Source organism: Pedobacter changchengzhani, from assembly GCF_004354365.1.
In the GTDB taxonomy this organism is placed as follows: Bacteria; Bacteroidota; Bacteroidia; order Sphingobacteriales; family Sphingobacteriaceae; genus Pedobacter; species Pedobacter changchengzhani.
Map to the genome: position 1 here is coordinate 14,103 of NZ_SJCY01000001.1, position 15,583 is coordinate 29,685.

General features: G+C 36.1%; 11 protein-coding genes. 7 read left to right on the plus strand and 4 right to left on the minus strand.

Annotation, left to right across the window (positions count from 1 at the left end):
• Positions 1–3: 3 nt before the first annotated feature.
• The 3 genes from EZJ43_RS00060 to ruvX are packed head-to-tail and all read right to left on the minus strand — an operon-like array spanning position 4 to position 1,044.
• Positions 4–333, minus strand: a complete 330-nt coding sequence (locus EZJ43_RS00060) for a type II toxin-antitoxin system PemK/MazF family toxin (protein ID WP_207924535.1) — start codon at positions 331–333, stop codon at positions 4–6.
• A complete protein-coding gene (locus EZJ43_RS00065) occupies positions 327–590 on the minus strand; it encodes an AbrB/MazE/SpoVT family DNA-binding domain-containing protein (RefSeq protein ID WP_133260619.1) in 264 nt (87 codons plus the stop codon). The genes EZJ43_RS00060 and EZJ43_RS00065 overlap by 7 nt, the downstream gene beginning before the upstream one ends.
• Positions 591–627: 37 nt before the next feature.
• Entirely contained in the window at positions 628–1,044 is a 417-nt protein-coding gene (ruvX, locus tag EZJ43_RS00070) for a Holliday junction resolvase RuvX (RefSeq protein WP_133260620.1), read from the minus strand.
• Positions 1,045–1,194: 150 nt separating this feature from the next.
• On the opposite strand from ruvX, the gene EZJ43_RS00075 reads away from it, so the two are divergent.
• The 5 genes from EZJ43_RS00075 to EZJ43_RS00095 all read left to right on the plus strand — a co-directional run bounded on the left by EZJ43_RS00075 (position 1,195) and on the right by EZJ43_RS00095 (position 8,117).
• Entirely contained in the window at positions 1,195–1,932 is a 738-nt protein-coding gene (locus EZJ43_RS00075) for a DUF3575 domain-containing protein (protein ID WP_133260621.1), read from the plus strand.
• A 205-nt stretch (positions 1,933–2,137) separates the two neighbouring features.
• Positions 2,138–3,286, plus strand: a complete 1,149-nt coding sequence (locus EZJ43_RS00080; RefSeq protein WP_133260622.1) for a DNA polymerase III subunit — start codon at positions 2,138–2,140, stop codon at positions 3,284–3,286.
• 2 nt (positions 3,287–3,288) lie between these two features.
• Complete coding sequence (locus EZJ43_RS00085) at positions 3,289–4,686, plus strand: PSP1 domain-containing protein (protein ID WP_133260623.1); 1,398 nt, start codon at positions 3,289–3,291, stop codon at positions 4,684–4,686.
• Positions 4,655–5,146 (plus strand): gliding motility lipoprotein GldH, encoded by a 492-nt coding sequence (locus EZJ43_RS00090; RefSeq protein WP_133260624.1) that lies wholly within the window; start codon positions 4,655–4,657, stop codon positions 5,144–5,146. Before EZJ43_RS00085 ends, EZJ43_RS00090 begins: the two co-directional genes overlap by 32 nt.
• Positions 5,147–5,258: 112 nt before the next feature.
• Complete coding sequence (locus EZJ43_RS00095; protein WP_133260625.1) at positions 5,259–8,117, plus strand: TonB-dependent receptor; 2,859 nt, start codon at positions 5,259–5,261, stop codon at positions 8,115–8,117.
• A gap of 94 nt (positions 8,118–8,211) precedes the next feature.
• Here EZJ43_RS00095 and EZJ43_RS00100 read toward each other — a convergent pair whose 3' ends face one another.
• Entirely contained in the window at positions 8,212–9,513 is a 1,302-nt protein-coding gene (locus tag EZJ43_RS00100) for a UDP-N-acetylmuramoyl-tripeptide--D-alanyl-D-alanine ligase (protein WP_207924536.1), read from the minus strand.
• A gap of 144 nt (positions 9,514–9,657) precedes the next feature.
• On the opposite strand from EZJ43_RS00100, the gene EZJ43_RS00105 reads away from it, so the two are divergent.
• Both EZJ43_RS00105 and EZJ43_RS00110 read left to right on the plus strand, forming a co-directional pair.
• Entirely contained in the window at positions 9,658–12,153 is a 2,496-nt protein-coding gene (locus EZJ43_RS00105; protein WP_133260626.1) for a M14 family metallopeptidase, read from the plus strand.
• A gap of 292 nt (positions 12,154–12,445) precedes the next feature.
• Positions 12,446–15,577, plus strand: coding sequence for a SusC/RagA family TonB-linked outer membrane protein (locus EZJ43_RS00110; RefSeq protein ID WP_243718007.1), 3,132 nt, complete (start codon positions 12,446–12,448; stop codon positions 15,575–15,577).
• Positions 15,578–15,583: the final 6 nt, after the last annotated feature.

Here is a 15,583-nt window from a genome sequence, read left to right on the forward strand (position 1 = left end):
TTTTTAGGGTCTCCATCTGTAGGTTTCTACCAATAAATCGCATACTAATTTGCAATAATCTTTATCCATCACTCCCAGTTTTTTAATAAACCTAACTTTATCTAAACTTCTCATTTGCTCAACCATTAATTGTCCATTTCTCTCTTTAAAAATACAATCTACTCTTGTTGGGTAGGATTTAATGGTGCTTGTTAATGGTATTACCGAAATGGTGGCTAAATGATTATTTATAACATTTGGTGATATAACCAAACATGGTCTTGCCTTCTTTACTTCGCTTCCTTTCGTGGGGTCTAGCTCAATCAACCAAACCTCAAATTGTTTAATTACCATGTCCAGTCACTGTCATCAATACTGTTTGCAATTCCTTCAAAAAAGTCGTTTTCAGGCTTTTCATTACTTTTTTCGGCTTGTTGAAATAATAATTCCCAAGTTTCTATAGATGGAATACTTGATAGGCTTTTAATTTTAATTCCATCAGTCTCTATTAGAATTTCTATTTTGCCTTTATCTAAATCGAATTGTTCTATATAGTTTTTAGGAATTCTAATCCCCTTAGAATTCCCAATTTGAATAAGTTTAGTTTGCATATTGTAATTATAAAGTAATTACAAATATAGATAATTTTTAAGAATGATTCGCTTCCATAAAATATTGTAAAATAATGGTGGCAGCAATGGTATCTACACGGTTTTTATCTCTCCTGTCCATTTTTTTTAAACCGCTTTGCATAATCGTTTGATGCGCCATTTTTGAAGTGAAGCGTTCATCAACCCAATGTTGAGGAATGGTAGGAAAAGATTTTTTTAATAGCGTTGAAAAACCCTTTACATGTTGTTTAGATTCAGAATCTGATCCATCCATTTGTTTTGGATCGCCTAATACGAAGGCTTCAACCTGCTCGGTTGAAATATATTTCTTGATGTATTCAATAATATCTTTGGGATGAATGGTATCTAATCCCGTTGCAATAATTTGCAATGGGTCGGTAACAGCAATGCCGATGCGTTTTGTTCCATAATCAAATGCAAGTATCCTAGCCATAGAAATTTTAAAGCCTCAAAGATAGGCTTTTTTGATTTTACGGCATCTCGCACAAATATGAGACGCTAAAACGCATAATTTTTGAATTTATTGTAGGTTAGGAATTTTTTTCGTTATATATTTATTGATTATTCTTTAAAGTTGTAAAATATGAATCTAAATCTCAAAAAATTAGGCTTAACCTTTGTAATTGGTTTAGGTTGCCTTCAAGTTTGTTTAGCGCAAACCAATGAAAACAGTGCTGTTGCCGATGGAGCGAATTTAATTAAGCTCAATTTGCCATCGTTGGCATTAAAAACATTAAATGTTCAGTATGAAAGAGCCATTTATGGCAAAACGAGCGTTGGGCTTGGCATTAGGGTAATGCCAAAAGGATCTTTGCCTTTTAGTTCGTTATTTAATGATATTGATGATCAGCTTGGTAGTTTAGAATTGGGCAACGTAGCCATCACACCAGAAATAAAATTTTATTTAGGCAAAGGTGTGTTTAAGGGATTCTACATTGCCCCATATTTAAGGTATGCAAATTATAATGCTTCAATCAATTATGAATTCACATCTAATAACAAAACTGAAATAATCCCGCTTAGCGGTAAATTGAATACTTACACTGCTGGGGTTTTATTTGGTGCGCAATGGGAAATAGCCAATAAATTATACCTCGATTGGTCAATTTTTGGCCCTCAATATGGTATTTCTCAAGGCAGCTTAATTGGTAAGAAGACCTTAGATACACAGGAACAAAAGGATTTGAGAGATGAGCTGGATGGTATTGATTTGCCAGTTGGTAAAGTTACTTACACAGTTGATGGTAATGGAGCATCTGTTAATTTAAAAGGGCCATGGGCAGGTATTCGCGCCAATATTGGTATTGGTTATCGTTTTTAATGTTTTTGCTTTTGAAGAAGTCAAGTTTTTAAAAACTTGACTTCTTTTGTTAACAACCTGAGTGTAATATAAAAGCCCAAAAACTTCACTTTTTTACAAATTTTGATTTAAAATAAACCAACAAATTTTCCCTTTTAAGCTCAATAATTCTAATTTCTTAGCTCACATATCTTACATCTCGTATCTATTTCTTATTTTGCACAAAATGCAGTTTAAAGAAATCATCGGACAAGAAAAGATAAAGCAACAGTTGATTCAAACGGTTAAGGAAAACCGTTTGAGCCATGCGCAATTGTTTTTATCTCCAACAGGTTCGGGCGCTTTAGCACTTGCTATTGCCTATGCACAGTATATAAATTGTGTTGATAAATTGGAAAATGAAAGTTGTGGCATTTGTTCCAGTTGCCGTAAATACGAGCGTTATATCCATCCAGATTTACACTTTTCTTATCCGTTTTTTCCAAAAGGGAAGGAAGATGTTGCGCAAAATTACATCGAAGAATGGCGTAATATGTTGTTGCACGATCCGTATTTCGACATGGATATTTGGCGATCAAAACTTGATGCAGGAAACAAACAGCCTAATTTACCGATTGCAGAATGCCACGATATTATAAAAAAGTTAAGCTATAAAGCCTTTGAAGGTGGCACAAAAGTTTTAATTATGTGGTTGCCCGAATACTTGGATAAAGCGGGCAATGCCTTGTTGAAATTGATCGAAGAACCGCCAGAAAATACACTTTTTATTTTAGTTTCTCAAAATCAAGAACAGATTTTAACCACCATCATCTCTCGGACGCAAATTGTTAAAATACCAAAATTGAGTAATGTTGAGGTTTCGAACTATTTATTAGCGCATGGAGACTTGAACGAGGAACAAGCGGTTGAATATTCGTTTTTAGCAGATGGAAATTTGATTGAGGCGAAGGCTTTGGCAAATGATAAACAGACGGATGGTTCTGGTACATTTACCAACTGGCTTAGGTTAGGTTTTGGAAATAAAGTGCCCGATTTAATTACTTTTACAGATGAGGCAGCGAAGTGGGGGCGAGAAAATCAAAAGAATTTTTTGCGGTATGGCATAAATTATCTCAGAGCATGTTGCCTAATAATAAGCGGTGCAGATGAGTTGGTTAAATTACCTCCCCTAACATTGGAAACGGCAAAAAAGTTGAGCGAAAAAGTACTTAGTTTGCCAATGGCTGAGGCGATAATTGCAGAGTTGGAGAAAGCACATTACCATATAGAACGTAATGCGAATCCAAAAATTCTGTTTTTAGATGTATCTTTACAATTGGTTAAAATTATAAAGTTTAAAACACTCCCCGCGGGGATTCAATATATATACAATTAATTATGGGATGTGGAAGTTGTTCGACAGGTGGTGGTTGCACCCCTAATGGATGCAAAAGTAATGGCTCATGTGGCACCGGTGGTTGCCAAACAATGGAAGTTCATGATTGGTTAGCCAATTTGGATATGCCTTCAAATTATAAACCTTTTCAGGTTACAGAAATAAAATTTAAAGGTTCTAGAAAGGAATTCTTTTTAAATAGTGATAATATTTACTTAGAAATTGGCGAGCTTGTTGCCGTTGAAGGGCCAACAGGTGGCTTTGATGTAGGGCATGTATCACTAACTGGTGAGTTGGTTCGTATCCAAATGAAACGGAGAAAAACCAGCTTAGACCAAGTAACTAAGAAAATATATCGTAAGGCATCAGAGGCTGATGTAGAAAAGTGGAATTCGGCAAAAGAGATGGAGTGGGAAACCATGCATAAAGCCCGTAAAATGGCTTTGGATTTGCGTTTGTCGATGAAAATTAGCGATGTAGATTACCAAGCTGATAAAACCAAAGCCACATTTTTTTATACTGCAGAAGGTCGGGTAGATTTTAGAGAGCTGATTAAAAAAATGGCCGAAAATTTTAGGGTGCGGATCGAAATGCGCCAAATTGGGATGCGTCAAGAAGCTGGCCGTTTAGGCGGAATAGGCTCTTGTGGTAGAGAACTTTGCTGCTCCACGTGGTTAACAAATTTTAAAACCGTTTCTACAGCTGCGGCCAGATATCAAAACTTATCATTAAACACTTTAAAGTTAGCAGGCCAGTGTGGTAAGCTAAAATGTTGTTTAAATTATGAATTGGATACTTATTTAGATGCTTTAAAAGATATTCCGGATCGCATTGAAAGTTTGGATACTGAGATTGGGTACGCCCGTCATCAAAAAACGGATATTTTTAAGAAAATTATGTGGTTCAGCTATCCGAATGATGAAAATTGGATTCCGATTGCGGCTGCCCGTGTAAAAGAAATTATGGCTATGAATAAGGCCGGCAAAAAGGCACCTAATTTAAAAGAAGAAGCTATAAAAGTGGCAACTCCGCTTGTTGTAGAAAAAACTTTCGATTACGAAAATGTAGTTGGGCAGGATAGTTTAACCCGTTTAGATGAGCGTAAAAACAAGAATAATAATCAAAATCGTAATCCAAACCAAAAAGCAAATCCAAACCGCAATCAAAATAGAAATAGGCCAGCGCCGGGAGATAAACCTTTAGCGCAAAAACCTACGCAAAAACCACAATCGGCAAAGCCACAAAGCGCACCAGTTGCTAAGTTAAATCCAAATCAAGAGGGAACTGCCGAAGGTGGGCAATTGCCCGAGCAGAACCGCAACAGAAATAGAAATAATAGAAAGAAAAACAATAACCGCCTAAACAACAATGGTTCAGAAATTAAGCCTTCTGGCGAGTAAAAAAGCGGCTTTATTAGTCGGGATATTTTTTGCAATTTCCCTTCTATCAAGTTGTGCGAGCAATATTGCTGATGTGAATGTGGAAATTCCTGACCATGCTTGGAGTTACAGAAATCATATTAAAGCCAGTTTCGAGATAAAAGACTATACAAAAGCCTACAACATCTATTTTAAATTAAGGCATACTGCCGATTATAGGTATGCCAATATTTTTATTCTCGCGCATTTTAAAAATGATAAATCAACGGCAACAAAACGCTTTGAATTTAAATTGGCTAAAAACGATGGAGAATGGTTGGGCAGTGGATCGGGCAATCTTTTTACCTACAACTTGCCTTTACTTAGCAATTATCACTTCGAAAAAAATGGTAAACATGAAATTGATTTGGAGCAAAACATGAGGGATAATCCATTGATGGAAATAAGTGACGTTGGTATTTTGGTTGAGGAAGTAAAGTAGTAATGGTTAATCATCTTGGTTAGGTAAAGTATTGAGCGTTACGCTAAAATAATTTGCTAAAAGCTTTTCTTTGTAAAATATTTGTTATAATTGTGAAACTAAATTAACAATTATGATAAAAAAATTACTCAAATTATTTCTAGTATTTGCTTTTTTTGTATGCTCAAATCAAGTAGTTGCACAAAGTTTACAAGGAAAAGTTGCTGACTCTTCAGGAGTTGTAATTCCTGGTGCAAGCGTACAAATTGTAGGGCAGAAGTTGGGTACATCAACTAATGCCAACGGTGTGTATTCGATAAAATTACCTGCTGCAGGTTCTTATAAGGTTAGGGTAACTTTTACAGGTTATGTTAACAATGAGCAGGCTGTTGCGGTAGGCAAAACAGTAACTACATTAGATTTTAGATTAGACGAAACGAAAGCCGATTTGGGCGATGTTGTTGTGATCGGATCAAGATCTACACCAAGAACGAACATTGAAAGTGTAGTTCCTGTAGATTTAATTTCTACTAAAGATATTAAAGTTTTTGCTCAAACAGATTTAACGCAAATTTTAAATTTCGTTGCACCATCTTTCAGTTCTAATAGGCAAACCGTTGCCGATGGTACGGATCATATAGATCCTGCATCTTTGCGTGGGTTAGGTCCTGATCAAGTATTAGTTTTGGTAAATGGAAAACGCCGACACACTACTGCTTTAGTTAATATTAATGGTACTTTCGGGCGTGGTTCGGTAGGTACGGATTTAAATTCTATTCCCGTTGCTGCAATTGAGCGTATCGAGGTTTTGCGTGATGGCGCTGCAGCCCAATACGGTTCTGACGCGATTGCTGGTGTAATTAACATCGTACTTAAAAAAGTAACACCTTATAGCTTCTCAACTTCATTCGGTCAATCAAACTCTAAAGCTTTAGGTCGCGAGTTTTTGGATGGACGTACTTTCCAAGCAGACTTTAGTAAAGGATGGGCTTTTAATAACGATAAAGGATTTATAAATTTTGCAGTACAATATCTAAAAAGAGACAACACCAATCGTGGTGGATTAGATACCCGTCCGCTTTTGTATGCTGCAAACCCAACCAAAGGCGCATTAGAAAGTGAAGCAGCTTTCCAAGCACGTTTTGCGGGCATAAAGGCTGCAGATGACGCTAGGGCGGCTGCCAATGGATTAGACAGAAACAACATGCAAGTTGGTCAGTCAGATTCTCAAAATGCTGGCGGTTTTTTAAACGGACAATTTAATTTAGGTAAAACTGCAGAATTGTATTTTGCGGGTGGTATAACACATAAAACAGGTAGCGCCGCTGGTTTCTACCGCTTGCCAACCCAAACTACTCAGGTAGATTTAAGTATCTATCCGAATGGATTTTTACCTTTAATCGATACGAAAATTAACGATTACTCTTTCTCTTTAGGTTTAAGAGGTAAATTAGGTACTTGGGATTATGATTTGAGTAATACAAGTGGCGAAAACACCATTAAGTTTAATATTAACAATACTGTAAATGCATCTCTGCCAACAGGAACAAGCCCTACTTCGTTTTACGCAGGCGAACTGTTGTTTAGACAAAATACTAGTAATTTCGATTTGAATAAAAAACACACTTTTGACGGTGGTTTTTTAACCTCCTTAAATACTGCTTTTGGTGCTGAGTTTAGAATAGACAATTATCAAATTAAGCAAGGTGAGCCATTGTCTTATTCAAATGGTGGAAGAATGATTGGTACCTCGCCAACAGCTTCAGGATCGCAAGTTTTTCCGGGATTTAAACCTGCTAATGCTTTAGATAAATCGAGAAATAACGTTGGTGCTTATGCAGATTTTGAAGCAGAATTTGGCAAACGTTTAACTTTGGAGGCTGCGGGTCGTTATGAGAACTTTAGTGATTTTGGTTCTAACTTTTCTTATAAATTTACAGGTAAGGTTAAGCTTTTTGGCGATGTATCTTTACGTGGTGCTTATGCAACTGGATTTAGAGCACCGTCTTTACACCAACAATATTTTAACAATGAGAGCACGCAATTTGTAGGCACTAATGCCACACAGGTATTAACCGTAAACAATGCAAACCCAATTGTTGCTCAATTTGGTGTTGGTGCTTTAAAACCAGAAATTTCTAAATCTGGTAGTTTAGGTTTGGCTGGCAGAATTGCTAAAACATTTACGTTTACAATTGATGCGTATAATATTGATATAAAAGACCGTATCGTTTTCTCAAGTCAATATGCTCGAGAACGTTCGGGAGGCGTTTTGGTTCCAACAGGTGTTGTAAATCAGATTTTAAATACAGTTGATCCAACGGCACAAGTTAATAGTGTGCAGTTTTTTACCAATGCAATTACTACAAATACTGCTGGTATTGATGTTGTGTTAACCAACAAATTTACGTTTAGCAGCAAAAGCAATTTAATTTTAAGCGTTGCGGGTAATGTAAATAAAACTGTGGTAAGAAGCATTCAAGGGTCGCCAAAAATTGAAAGTGATCCAAACCTAAAAGCAAAGTTGTTCGATCGTTTAGAGCGCTCTCGATTTGAAAGCTCAGTACCTAAAAATAAATTAAACCTTACTGCTACTTTAAATATCGAAAAATTATCATTTGTTGCTAGAACGGTGCGTTTTGGGGAAGTAACTTTTTTAAACGCAGTTGATCCAAATATTCCTGCAAATGGCTTACCTGTTCAGTTAGATCAAACATTTTCTCCTAAATGGGTGAGTGATTTTTCTGTAAGTTACCAAGCAAGCAAAGTGTGGTCGGTTACTGTTGGTGCAAACAATATTTTTGATGTTTATCCAGATAAGTTATATATCGATCCTCGAGACAATGCAAATAATTTGAGCGGAACGCCAGGAAATACTTATTCCGGTAGCCTTGATAATACTTCAAACGGAAGATTTTTATATCCTAGAGCGGTTAGCCAATTTGGATTTAACGGCCGTTACGTTTATGGAAAAATTGCTTGTACATTTTAAAGAACAAAGCAATTCATAAAAAAAGCGCTGTATGTTATGTACAGCGCTTTTTTTTTATAATAGTAATTTTTCTGGCTTCACTTCAAAAACGATGTTACAAATACTGCAATAAGTTTTCCAATTTCATCCCCCGGGATCCTTTTAGCAATATTAAATGGTCTTTTATAGGGTTTTGTTGAAGATAAGTTACTGCTTCTGCAGGGGTTTTAAAAAAAATGGCGTTAAAATCATCCTTAAAAAGGTAGAAACTATTGCCAATTAAAATAATTTTTTCTGGGTCACTTTTTACAGCTTGCATGGCAATTAAACGATGTTGTGCTTCAGATTCATCCCCAAGCTCAAACATATCACCTAAAATAACAATTTTTTTATCGGCAGTTAAAACAGAAATATTATCAATTGCAGCGCTCATACTGCTCGGGTTTGCGTTATAGAAATCGCAGATTACGGTATTATGTTCAGTTTTTGTCAATTGCGAACGGTTATTTTTCGGTACATAATTAGCTAAACCGCAATTTATTTCCGCTGGTGATAAATCAAAAAAATCGCCGATACAAATTGCTGATAGAATGTTCTCGAAATTATAACTTCCCGTTAAGTTTGTTTTTACCGAAGTACTTTCTTCATGATTTGTCCAGTCGATTTCAATGAATGGATCGCTTGTTTTTAAAGTGCCTTTGATGGTATTGCCGTTTTCGGAGCCATAATAAATGAGTTTATTTAAGTGCTTAGACGCGCACATTTCCATCAAAAAAGCATTATCTCTATTGATAAAAACATAGCCATTGGCTACCTTTAAATAGGCATATAATTCTGCTTTGCCTTTTTTTACGCCTTCAAAACCGCCAAATCCTTCTAAATGTGCCATGCCAACATTTGTAATTATGCCATGAGTGGGCTGCACAATACTGCAAAGAAATTCGATTTCTTTTTGATGGTTCGCACCCATTTCAATAACCGCAATTTCTACATCGCTTTTAATTGCCAAAATGGATAATGGAACACCAATGTGATTATTTAAATTGCCAAAAGTAGCAAAGGTTTTAAATCGCTCGGATAAAACAGCATTAATTAATTCCTTGCTTGTTGTTTTGCCATTGCTGCCAGTTAAGCCCACCACTGGAATATTTAGTTGCATTCGGTGGTGGCGTGCTAAATCTTGTAGCGTGGTTAGCACATCATCAACCAATAAACAACGCTCATTTATCGAATGAGCCACTTCATCTACTATCGAATATGACGCACCTTTTTCTATGGCTTGCACTGCAAATTCGTTGGCATTAAAATTATCGCCCTTTAATGCAAAGAAAATACAACCCGGAGTAATGTTTCGGGTATCGGTAGAGATTTGGCTATTTCCTAAATAATAATTATAAAGTTCTTCTATCGCAATCATGTTTTGGTATTATTTCTATTGTAAAATTAAGCTTTAGCTCCAATAAAAAACAAAATTAGTACATTAGATGAAAAATTTGCTTTAAAAAGTTTTCTAACGAAGCCGAACTGAAATTCATATCTCTTACCAACAAGATCATTATAAATGAAAAAGACATTTACCTTCTTGATAGCCATCTTATTTACATCCTTACTGGTTCGTGGCCAAGTCCAATCTCCCGATCAATTTTTGGGATATGAATTGGGTAGTCATTTTACCCCTCATTACAAAGTGGTTGATTATTTTAGGCAGACCGCTTCGGTTGCATCGAAAAATGTAAAGCTTATTGAATATGGTAAAACCAATGAGGGCAGGCCATTAATGGTGGCGGTAGTTTCATCTGCAGATAACATTGCTAAAATTGAACAAATAAGAAAAAATAATTTAGCGTTAACTTCTGGAAAAGCTACTCAAGTAGATTTAGCAAGTCAACCTGTTATTGTTTGGCTAAGTTATAATGTACATGGAAATGAAGCGAATTCGACAGAAACCTCAATGAAAACCCTGTACACATTGGCTTCTGGCTTAAATAACGAGGCAAATCAATGGCTAAAAAATACAGTTGTTGTGATCGATCCATGTCTTAATCCAGATGGTAGAGATCGATATGTGAATTATTTTAATAGCGTGGTGGGTAATAAGCCAAATTCAAACCCTCAATCTAGAGAACATATAGAACCTTGGCCCGGGGGAAGACCTAATCATTATTATTTCGATTTGAATAGAGATTGGGCATGGCAAACGCAAATTGAAAGTACACAAAGGTTAGCGTTGTATAACAATTGGATGCCAGAAGTGCACGTAGATTTTCATGAGCAAGGCTATAACGAACCTTATTACTTCGCGCCAGCAGCAGAGCCTGTGCACCAAAACATTACGGCATGGCAAAAGAGTTTTCAAGTGGTGGTGGGTAAAAATAATGCCAAATACTTTGATGCAGAAGGTTGGCAATACTTTACAAAAGAAAGGTTCGATTTACTCTATCCATCGTATGGAGATACCTACCCTTTATATAACGGCGCCATTGGGATGACTTATGAGCAAGGTGGCATAAGAGCAGGGCTATCTGTGGTAACTAAAGATGGTGATACGCTAACCTTAAAAGATAGAATTGCGCATCATTTCGCTACGAGCATGTCAACCATCGAAGTAAGTTCGTTAAACCATAACCAGTTGCTTCAAGAATTTAAAAAATACTTTCAGCAAGAAATTAATGCTTCACCAGGGATTTATAAAAGCTATGTAATTAAGCCAACCAACCTATCACGGTTAAAAAAACTTGCCGAATTACTTACTAAAAATAAAATTGAATTTGCTTACGGCGGGGAAAAAACAGCTCGAGGCTACAATTATGATACCCAGAAAGAAGAAAACTTCAGTATTGGCCGTAACGATTTAATTGTGAATGTACAACAATCAAAAGCGGTGTTGGCTAACGTTCTTTTCGAACCTCAAACCTTTGTAACCGATTCTAACACTTACGACATTACCGCTTGGGCTTTACCCTATGTATATGGATTAGCAGCCTACGCAAGTAAGGAAAGTATCAGTGGAAAATTTTCAACCTTGGAGGAAATTAAACAACCCGGTAATGATGTCGATAAACCGCTAGCATGGATTTTTAATTGGGGGAGTAGTAATAATGTACAAGTATTAATCGCCTTACAAAATCAAAATATTAAAGTTAGGCAAGCCGATCAGCCGTTTACCGTTAATGGAAAGGATTTCGCATCGGGCACTTTAATTGTGTTAAGAAACGAGAATGAACGATTGGTAAAGGATTTAAAAACGAAAGTTGTGAACATTGCTGCACAACTAAATCAACCTATCCAAACTACTATGATTGGTTTTGTAGAGAAGGGTAAAGACTTTGGATCGAATGTTTACCCAATTTTAAAAGCACCAAAAATTGCCATCGTCTCCGGTTCCGAAACTTCTTCGTTGGCTTTTGGCGAAGTTTGGTTTTATTTGGAGCACGACCTCAATCTTTCTCCAGTAATCATCAACCAAAACGATTTAAATAGATTGGATTACGATAAAATTAATACGCTAATTCTGCCTAATGGCGATTACAGCTCCTTTATTGGCGATGGACTTACCGCGTGGATTAATAAAGGCGGGAAGTTAATTTTAATGGAAGATGCCATTGAGAGTGTGTTGGATAAGAAAGGCTTTGAAATTAAGAAAAAAGATTTCGCCATAAAAAAAGACGAAAAGCTGGAACCCAACAAATTACTTTTTAAGAACAAGGATAAAGATGATTACGATGTTTCCATTCCCGGCGCAATCTATCGCATTAATTTAGACGATTCACATCCATTTTCTTATGGTTTGGGCAAAGCTTATTATAGCTTAAAAACCGATAGAAAAATTTACGAACCTTTTGTTAATGGCTGGAATATTGGCGCTGTTAATGATAAAAGTTTAATTGCAGGTGTTGTGGGCAAAAAAGCTAGAGAAGAACTCAAATCAGGATTGCTAATCGGTACGCAAGACTTTGGCAGAGGCCAAGTAGTTTACCTCGCAATCGACCCACTTTTTAGAAATTTTTGGGAAGGCGGAAAAACCTTATTTAGTAATGTTATTTTTTGCAGTTATTAGCCCAAAAATTTAACAAAAGAAAAGGCCGCGAAACCTAAAAAAAGTGTTAGGTGCTCCTTTTTAAGAAGAATACTATGTTCGCATAACAACCAAAATAGGCCAAAGTGTATCAAATACACCAGTTAATTATACCAAAATTCGATCCTAATTTGTGCCTAAATATCTATAAATCAATAATATAAGATGTTTTACAGTTTTATGTTAAAAAATGTTAAATAAAATTTGCGCGTTAAAATTTCTACAGTTACTTTAGAAGATTATTATAAATTATTAACTAACCTATTTTTTAATTATGAAAAAACTTCTACAAAGTTTGTTCATTTTGTTGTTTGTTGCAAGTGCTGCAATGGCTCAAGATAGAACAATTACTGGTACGGTAACATCACAAGAAGATGGATTACCTATTCCGGGTGCTACAGTGCGGGTAAAAGAAATCCCTAATTTAGGCGCTCAAACAAGTGCTAATGGTAAATTTTCGCTGAAAGTGCCAGCAATTGGTAAGACTTTAGTCATATCGTTTTTGGGATACGATGCTAAAGAAATTGCTATTCCTGCAAGCAACGTTGTTACTGTTGCGCTAAAATCTAATTCAAATAATTTAGATGAAGTTGTTATCACAGCTGGTGGTGTAAGTATTAAACGTAGGCAACAAGGTAATCAAGCAACTACTGTTAAAGCAGAGGAATTAACGCAAGGGAAAGCATTTAATGTGGCAAGTGCCTTAACTGGTAAAGTTGCAGGTTTGCAAGTAAATGCTGTTGGTTCGGGTGTAAACCCAGATGTTCGTTTGGTGCTTCGTGGTAACAGATCATTAACGGGAAATAACCAGGCTTTAGTTGTGGTTGATAACGTTATTGTTCCTACAGCTGTTTTGGGAAATTTGAATCCTGAAGATATCGAAAATGTTGAGGTTTTGAATGGAGCCGGCGCGGCAGCACTTTATGGTTCTGATGCATCTAACGGTGCGATTATCGTTACAACTAAGAAAGGAAAAGCTGGTGTACCTGTTATTAAGGTTGGGCAAACTACAACCTTTGAAACCATTGCTTTTTTGCCTAAACTTCAAAAAAGGTTTGGTTCGGGAACATCACCCGATGATGTGCCGAGCTATACGCCTTTCGAGAATCAACAATATGGCCCTGCATTTGACGGTGTGCCAAGAATTATTGGTAAGCCTACAGTGGATGGTTCTATTCAAACAGTTCCTTATTCATTTGACGAAAAGACGGGTAAAAATAATTTCTGGGATACAGGATTAAATAATCAGACAGATTTTAGTGTATCTTCTGGAGATGAAAAAAGTAGATATTTCCTATCGTCTCAATATTTTGACCAAAAGGGAACTGTTCCCGGAGACAAATACAATCGCTTCTCAATCCGTATAAATGGAAGCAGACAGTTTACAGATAAGTTTGATTTTGATTTTAACGCCAATTATGTTCAAAACAGATATAACTTAGGTAATGCAGGCCAAGCGTTTTTTACAGTTTTGCAAACTCCAGGTCAGATTCCTTTAGCAACTTACGCAAATTATAAAACAGATAAATTTTCCACTCCTGATGGTTACTACAACGAGTACTTTGATAACCCGTATTTCGTTTTAGGCAACGAAAGAAATTTAACGAGAAACGATTACTTAACAGGTAGTGCACAGTTAAGATATAAGCCAATTACAGATTTAACTATTTTATTTAGGGTTAGCATTGCGACCAGAAATGGATCTAATAAATCTCATGTTGATAAATACACTTATTCTGCTTACAGAAAAGGTTTAAGTGGTACATCTATTGCGGTTGATAGACCGGGGAGCGTTGGCGACGGTGCTTTTTACACCACGCAATTAAATCCTGAATTTCAAGTTCAATATATTAAAAAAATTAGCAAAGATTTTTCTTTAAATGCCCTTTTAGGCGCGAGTTCAAGAGACAATATAGGGAAAAATATAAACGCGTCATCTTCTGTATTTGTAATACCCGGATTATATAATGTGTCCAACACAACGGGGAACACTTTTGGATCTGAAAACAATTATAGAGTTCGCCAATATGGTATTTATGGAGATGTGCGTTTAGGTTTTAGAGATTATTTATACTTACACGTAACTGGACGAAATGATTGGCGATCTATATTGCCTGTTCAAAATCAGTCTTTATTCTATCCTGCAGCAGATATTTCATTTATTGCTTCTGATGCGATTTCTTTTCTAAAAGAATCTAAAACAATTTCTAGTTTAAAAATCAGAGCAGGTATATCTCAAGTAGGACAGATCAATCTTGGGGATTTTAATTTGGGTGCTTATGCACTTACTCCTACTTTCAATCAGCAATACGGCTATCCTTATGCAGGTGTACCAAGTTTTGGTGTTGGTAATACAGTAGTTGCACCAAACATAAAGCCAGAAATTACAAAACAAGTTGAAGGTGGTTTTGATTTAGAAATGTATAAATCTAGAGTGACACTTAGCTTTACAATGTATCAATCAAATACCGTTGATCAGACTATCCCGGTTCAAGTATCGCAAACCTCAGGCTTTACCAGATATATTACAAATACTGGTGAAGTTAGAAATAGAGGCGTAGAGACATCTTTAAGATTGGTCCCAGTTAAAACTGACGATTGGGAAGTAAGCGTTGGGGGTAATTTTACGTATAATAAAAATAAGGTATTGTCTCTTGGCAATAATTCCGACGAACTGAGATTAGGAACTTTTGGTAATGCTTCCTTATTTGCTAAGATTGGCGAATCTTTCCCATTACTAACAGGAACTACATATAAAACAGATGATAAAGGAAGGATTATTGTTGATGCAATCACAGGATATCCAAGCGCAACTGAAAGTCAAAGTGCACTTGGTGTTACTGAGCCTAAGTATCGTTTAGGATTAGATATGTCTGCAACTTATAAAGGATTCAGATTTTCTACAGTGTTCGAATACCGTTCTGGTAACGTGATTTATGCAGGTACTGGACCTGATTTTGATTTTTCTGGAACTGGTATCAGAACTACTTATTTTAATAGGGAGCGTTTCGTAGTGCCAAATTCATCATATCTAGATCCTATTACAAATACGTACGTGGCTAATACGAACATCACTACACGTAGTGGTGGAACAGAATTTTACACGAACGATCGCAATAGTGGCGTGGCAGCTAATTACGTTTATTCGGCAGCTTTTTGGAAATTGAGGGAAGTTGCGTTGTCTTATAATTTGCCACAAAATCTGATCAATAGAGTTAAATATATAAAAGGAGCAACAATTAGTGCTCAAGGTAGAAATCTATTCCTTTTTGTACCAAAGTCTAATGTATATACAGATCCAGAATATAGTGCATTTTCTTCAACGAGTAATGCAATAGGTTTTAACGGTTTGAGCCAAACGCCTCCAGGAAGATATTATGGTTTAAGTTTAACAGTTACTTTATAACAACAA

What these genes read in the sequence shown, in the direction of transcription:
- EZJ43_RS00080 (WP_133260622.1), top strand. Translation starts at nt 2,138, where the DNA reads ATGCAGTTTAAAGAAATCATCGGACAAGAAAAGATAAAGCAACAGTTG.
- EZJ43_RS00075 (WP_133260621.1), top strand. Translation starts at nt 1,195, where the DNA reads ATGAATCTAAATCTCAAAAAATTAGGCTTAACCTTTGTAATTGGTTTA.
- EZJ43_RS00090 (WP_133260624.1), top strand. Translation starts at nt 4,655, where the DNA reads ATGGTTCAGAAATTAAGCCTTCTGGCGAGTAAAAAAGCGGCTTTATTA.
- EZJ43_RS00065 (WP_133260619.1), bottom strand. Translation starts at nt 590, where the DNA reads ATGCAAACTAAACTTATTCAAATTGGGAATTCTAAGGGGATTAGAATT.
- EZJ43_RS00110 (WP_243718007.1), top strand. Translation starts at nt 12,446, where the DNA reads ATGAAAAAACTTCTACAAAGTTTGTTCATTTTGTTGTTTGTTGCAAGT.
- EZJ43_RS00060 (WP_207924535.1), bottom strand. Translation starts at nt 333, where the DNA reads ATGGTAATTAAACAATTTGAGGTTTGGTTGATTGAGCTAGACCCCACG.
- EZJ43_RS00105 (WP_133260626.1), top strand. Translation starts at nt 9,658, where the DNA reads ATGAAAAAGACATTTACCTTCTTGATAGCCATCTTATTTACATCCTTA.
- ruvX (WP_133260620.1), bottom strand. Translation starts at nt 1,044, where the DNA reads ATGGCTAGGATACTTGCATTTGATTATGGAACAAAACGCATCGGCATT.
- EZJ43_RS00095 (WP_133260625.1), top strand. Translation starts at nt 5,259, where the DNA reads ATGATAAAAAAATTACTCAAATTATTTCTAGTATTTGCTTTTTTTGTA.
- EZJ43_RS00100 (WP_207924536.1), bottom strand. Translation starts at nt 9,513, where the DNA reads ATGATTGCGATAGAAGAACTTTATAATTATTATTTAGGAAATAGCCAA.
- EZJ43_RS00085 (WP_133260623.1), top strand. Translation starts at nt 3,289, where the DNA reads ATGGGATGTGGAAGTTGTTCGACAGGTGGTGGTTGCACCCCTAATGGA.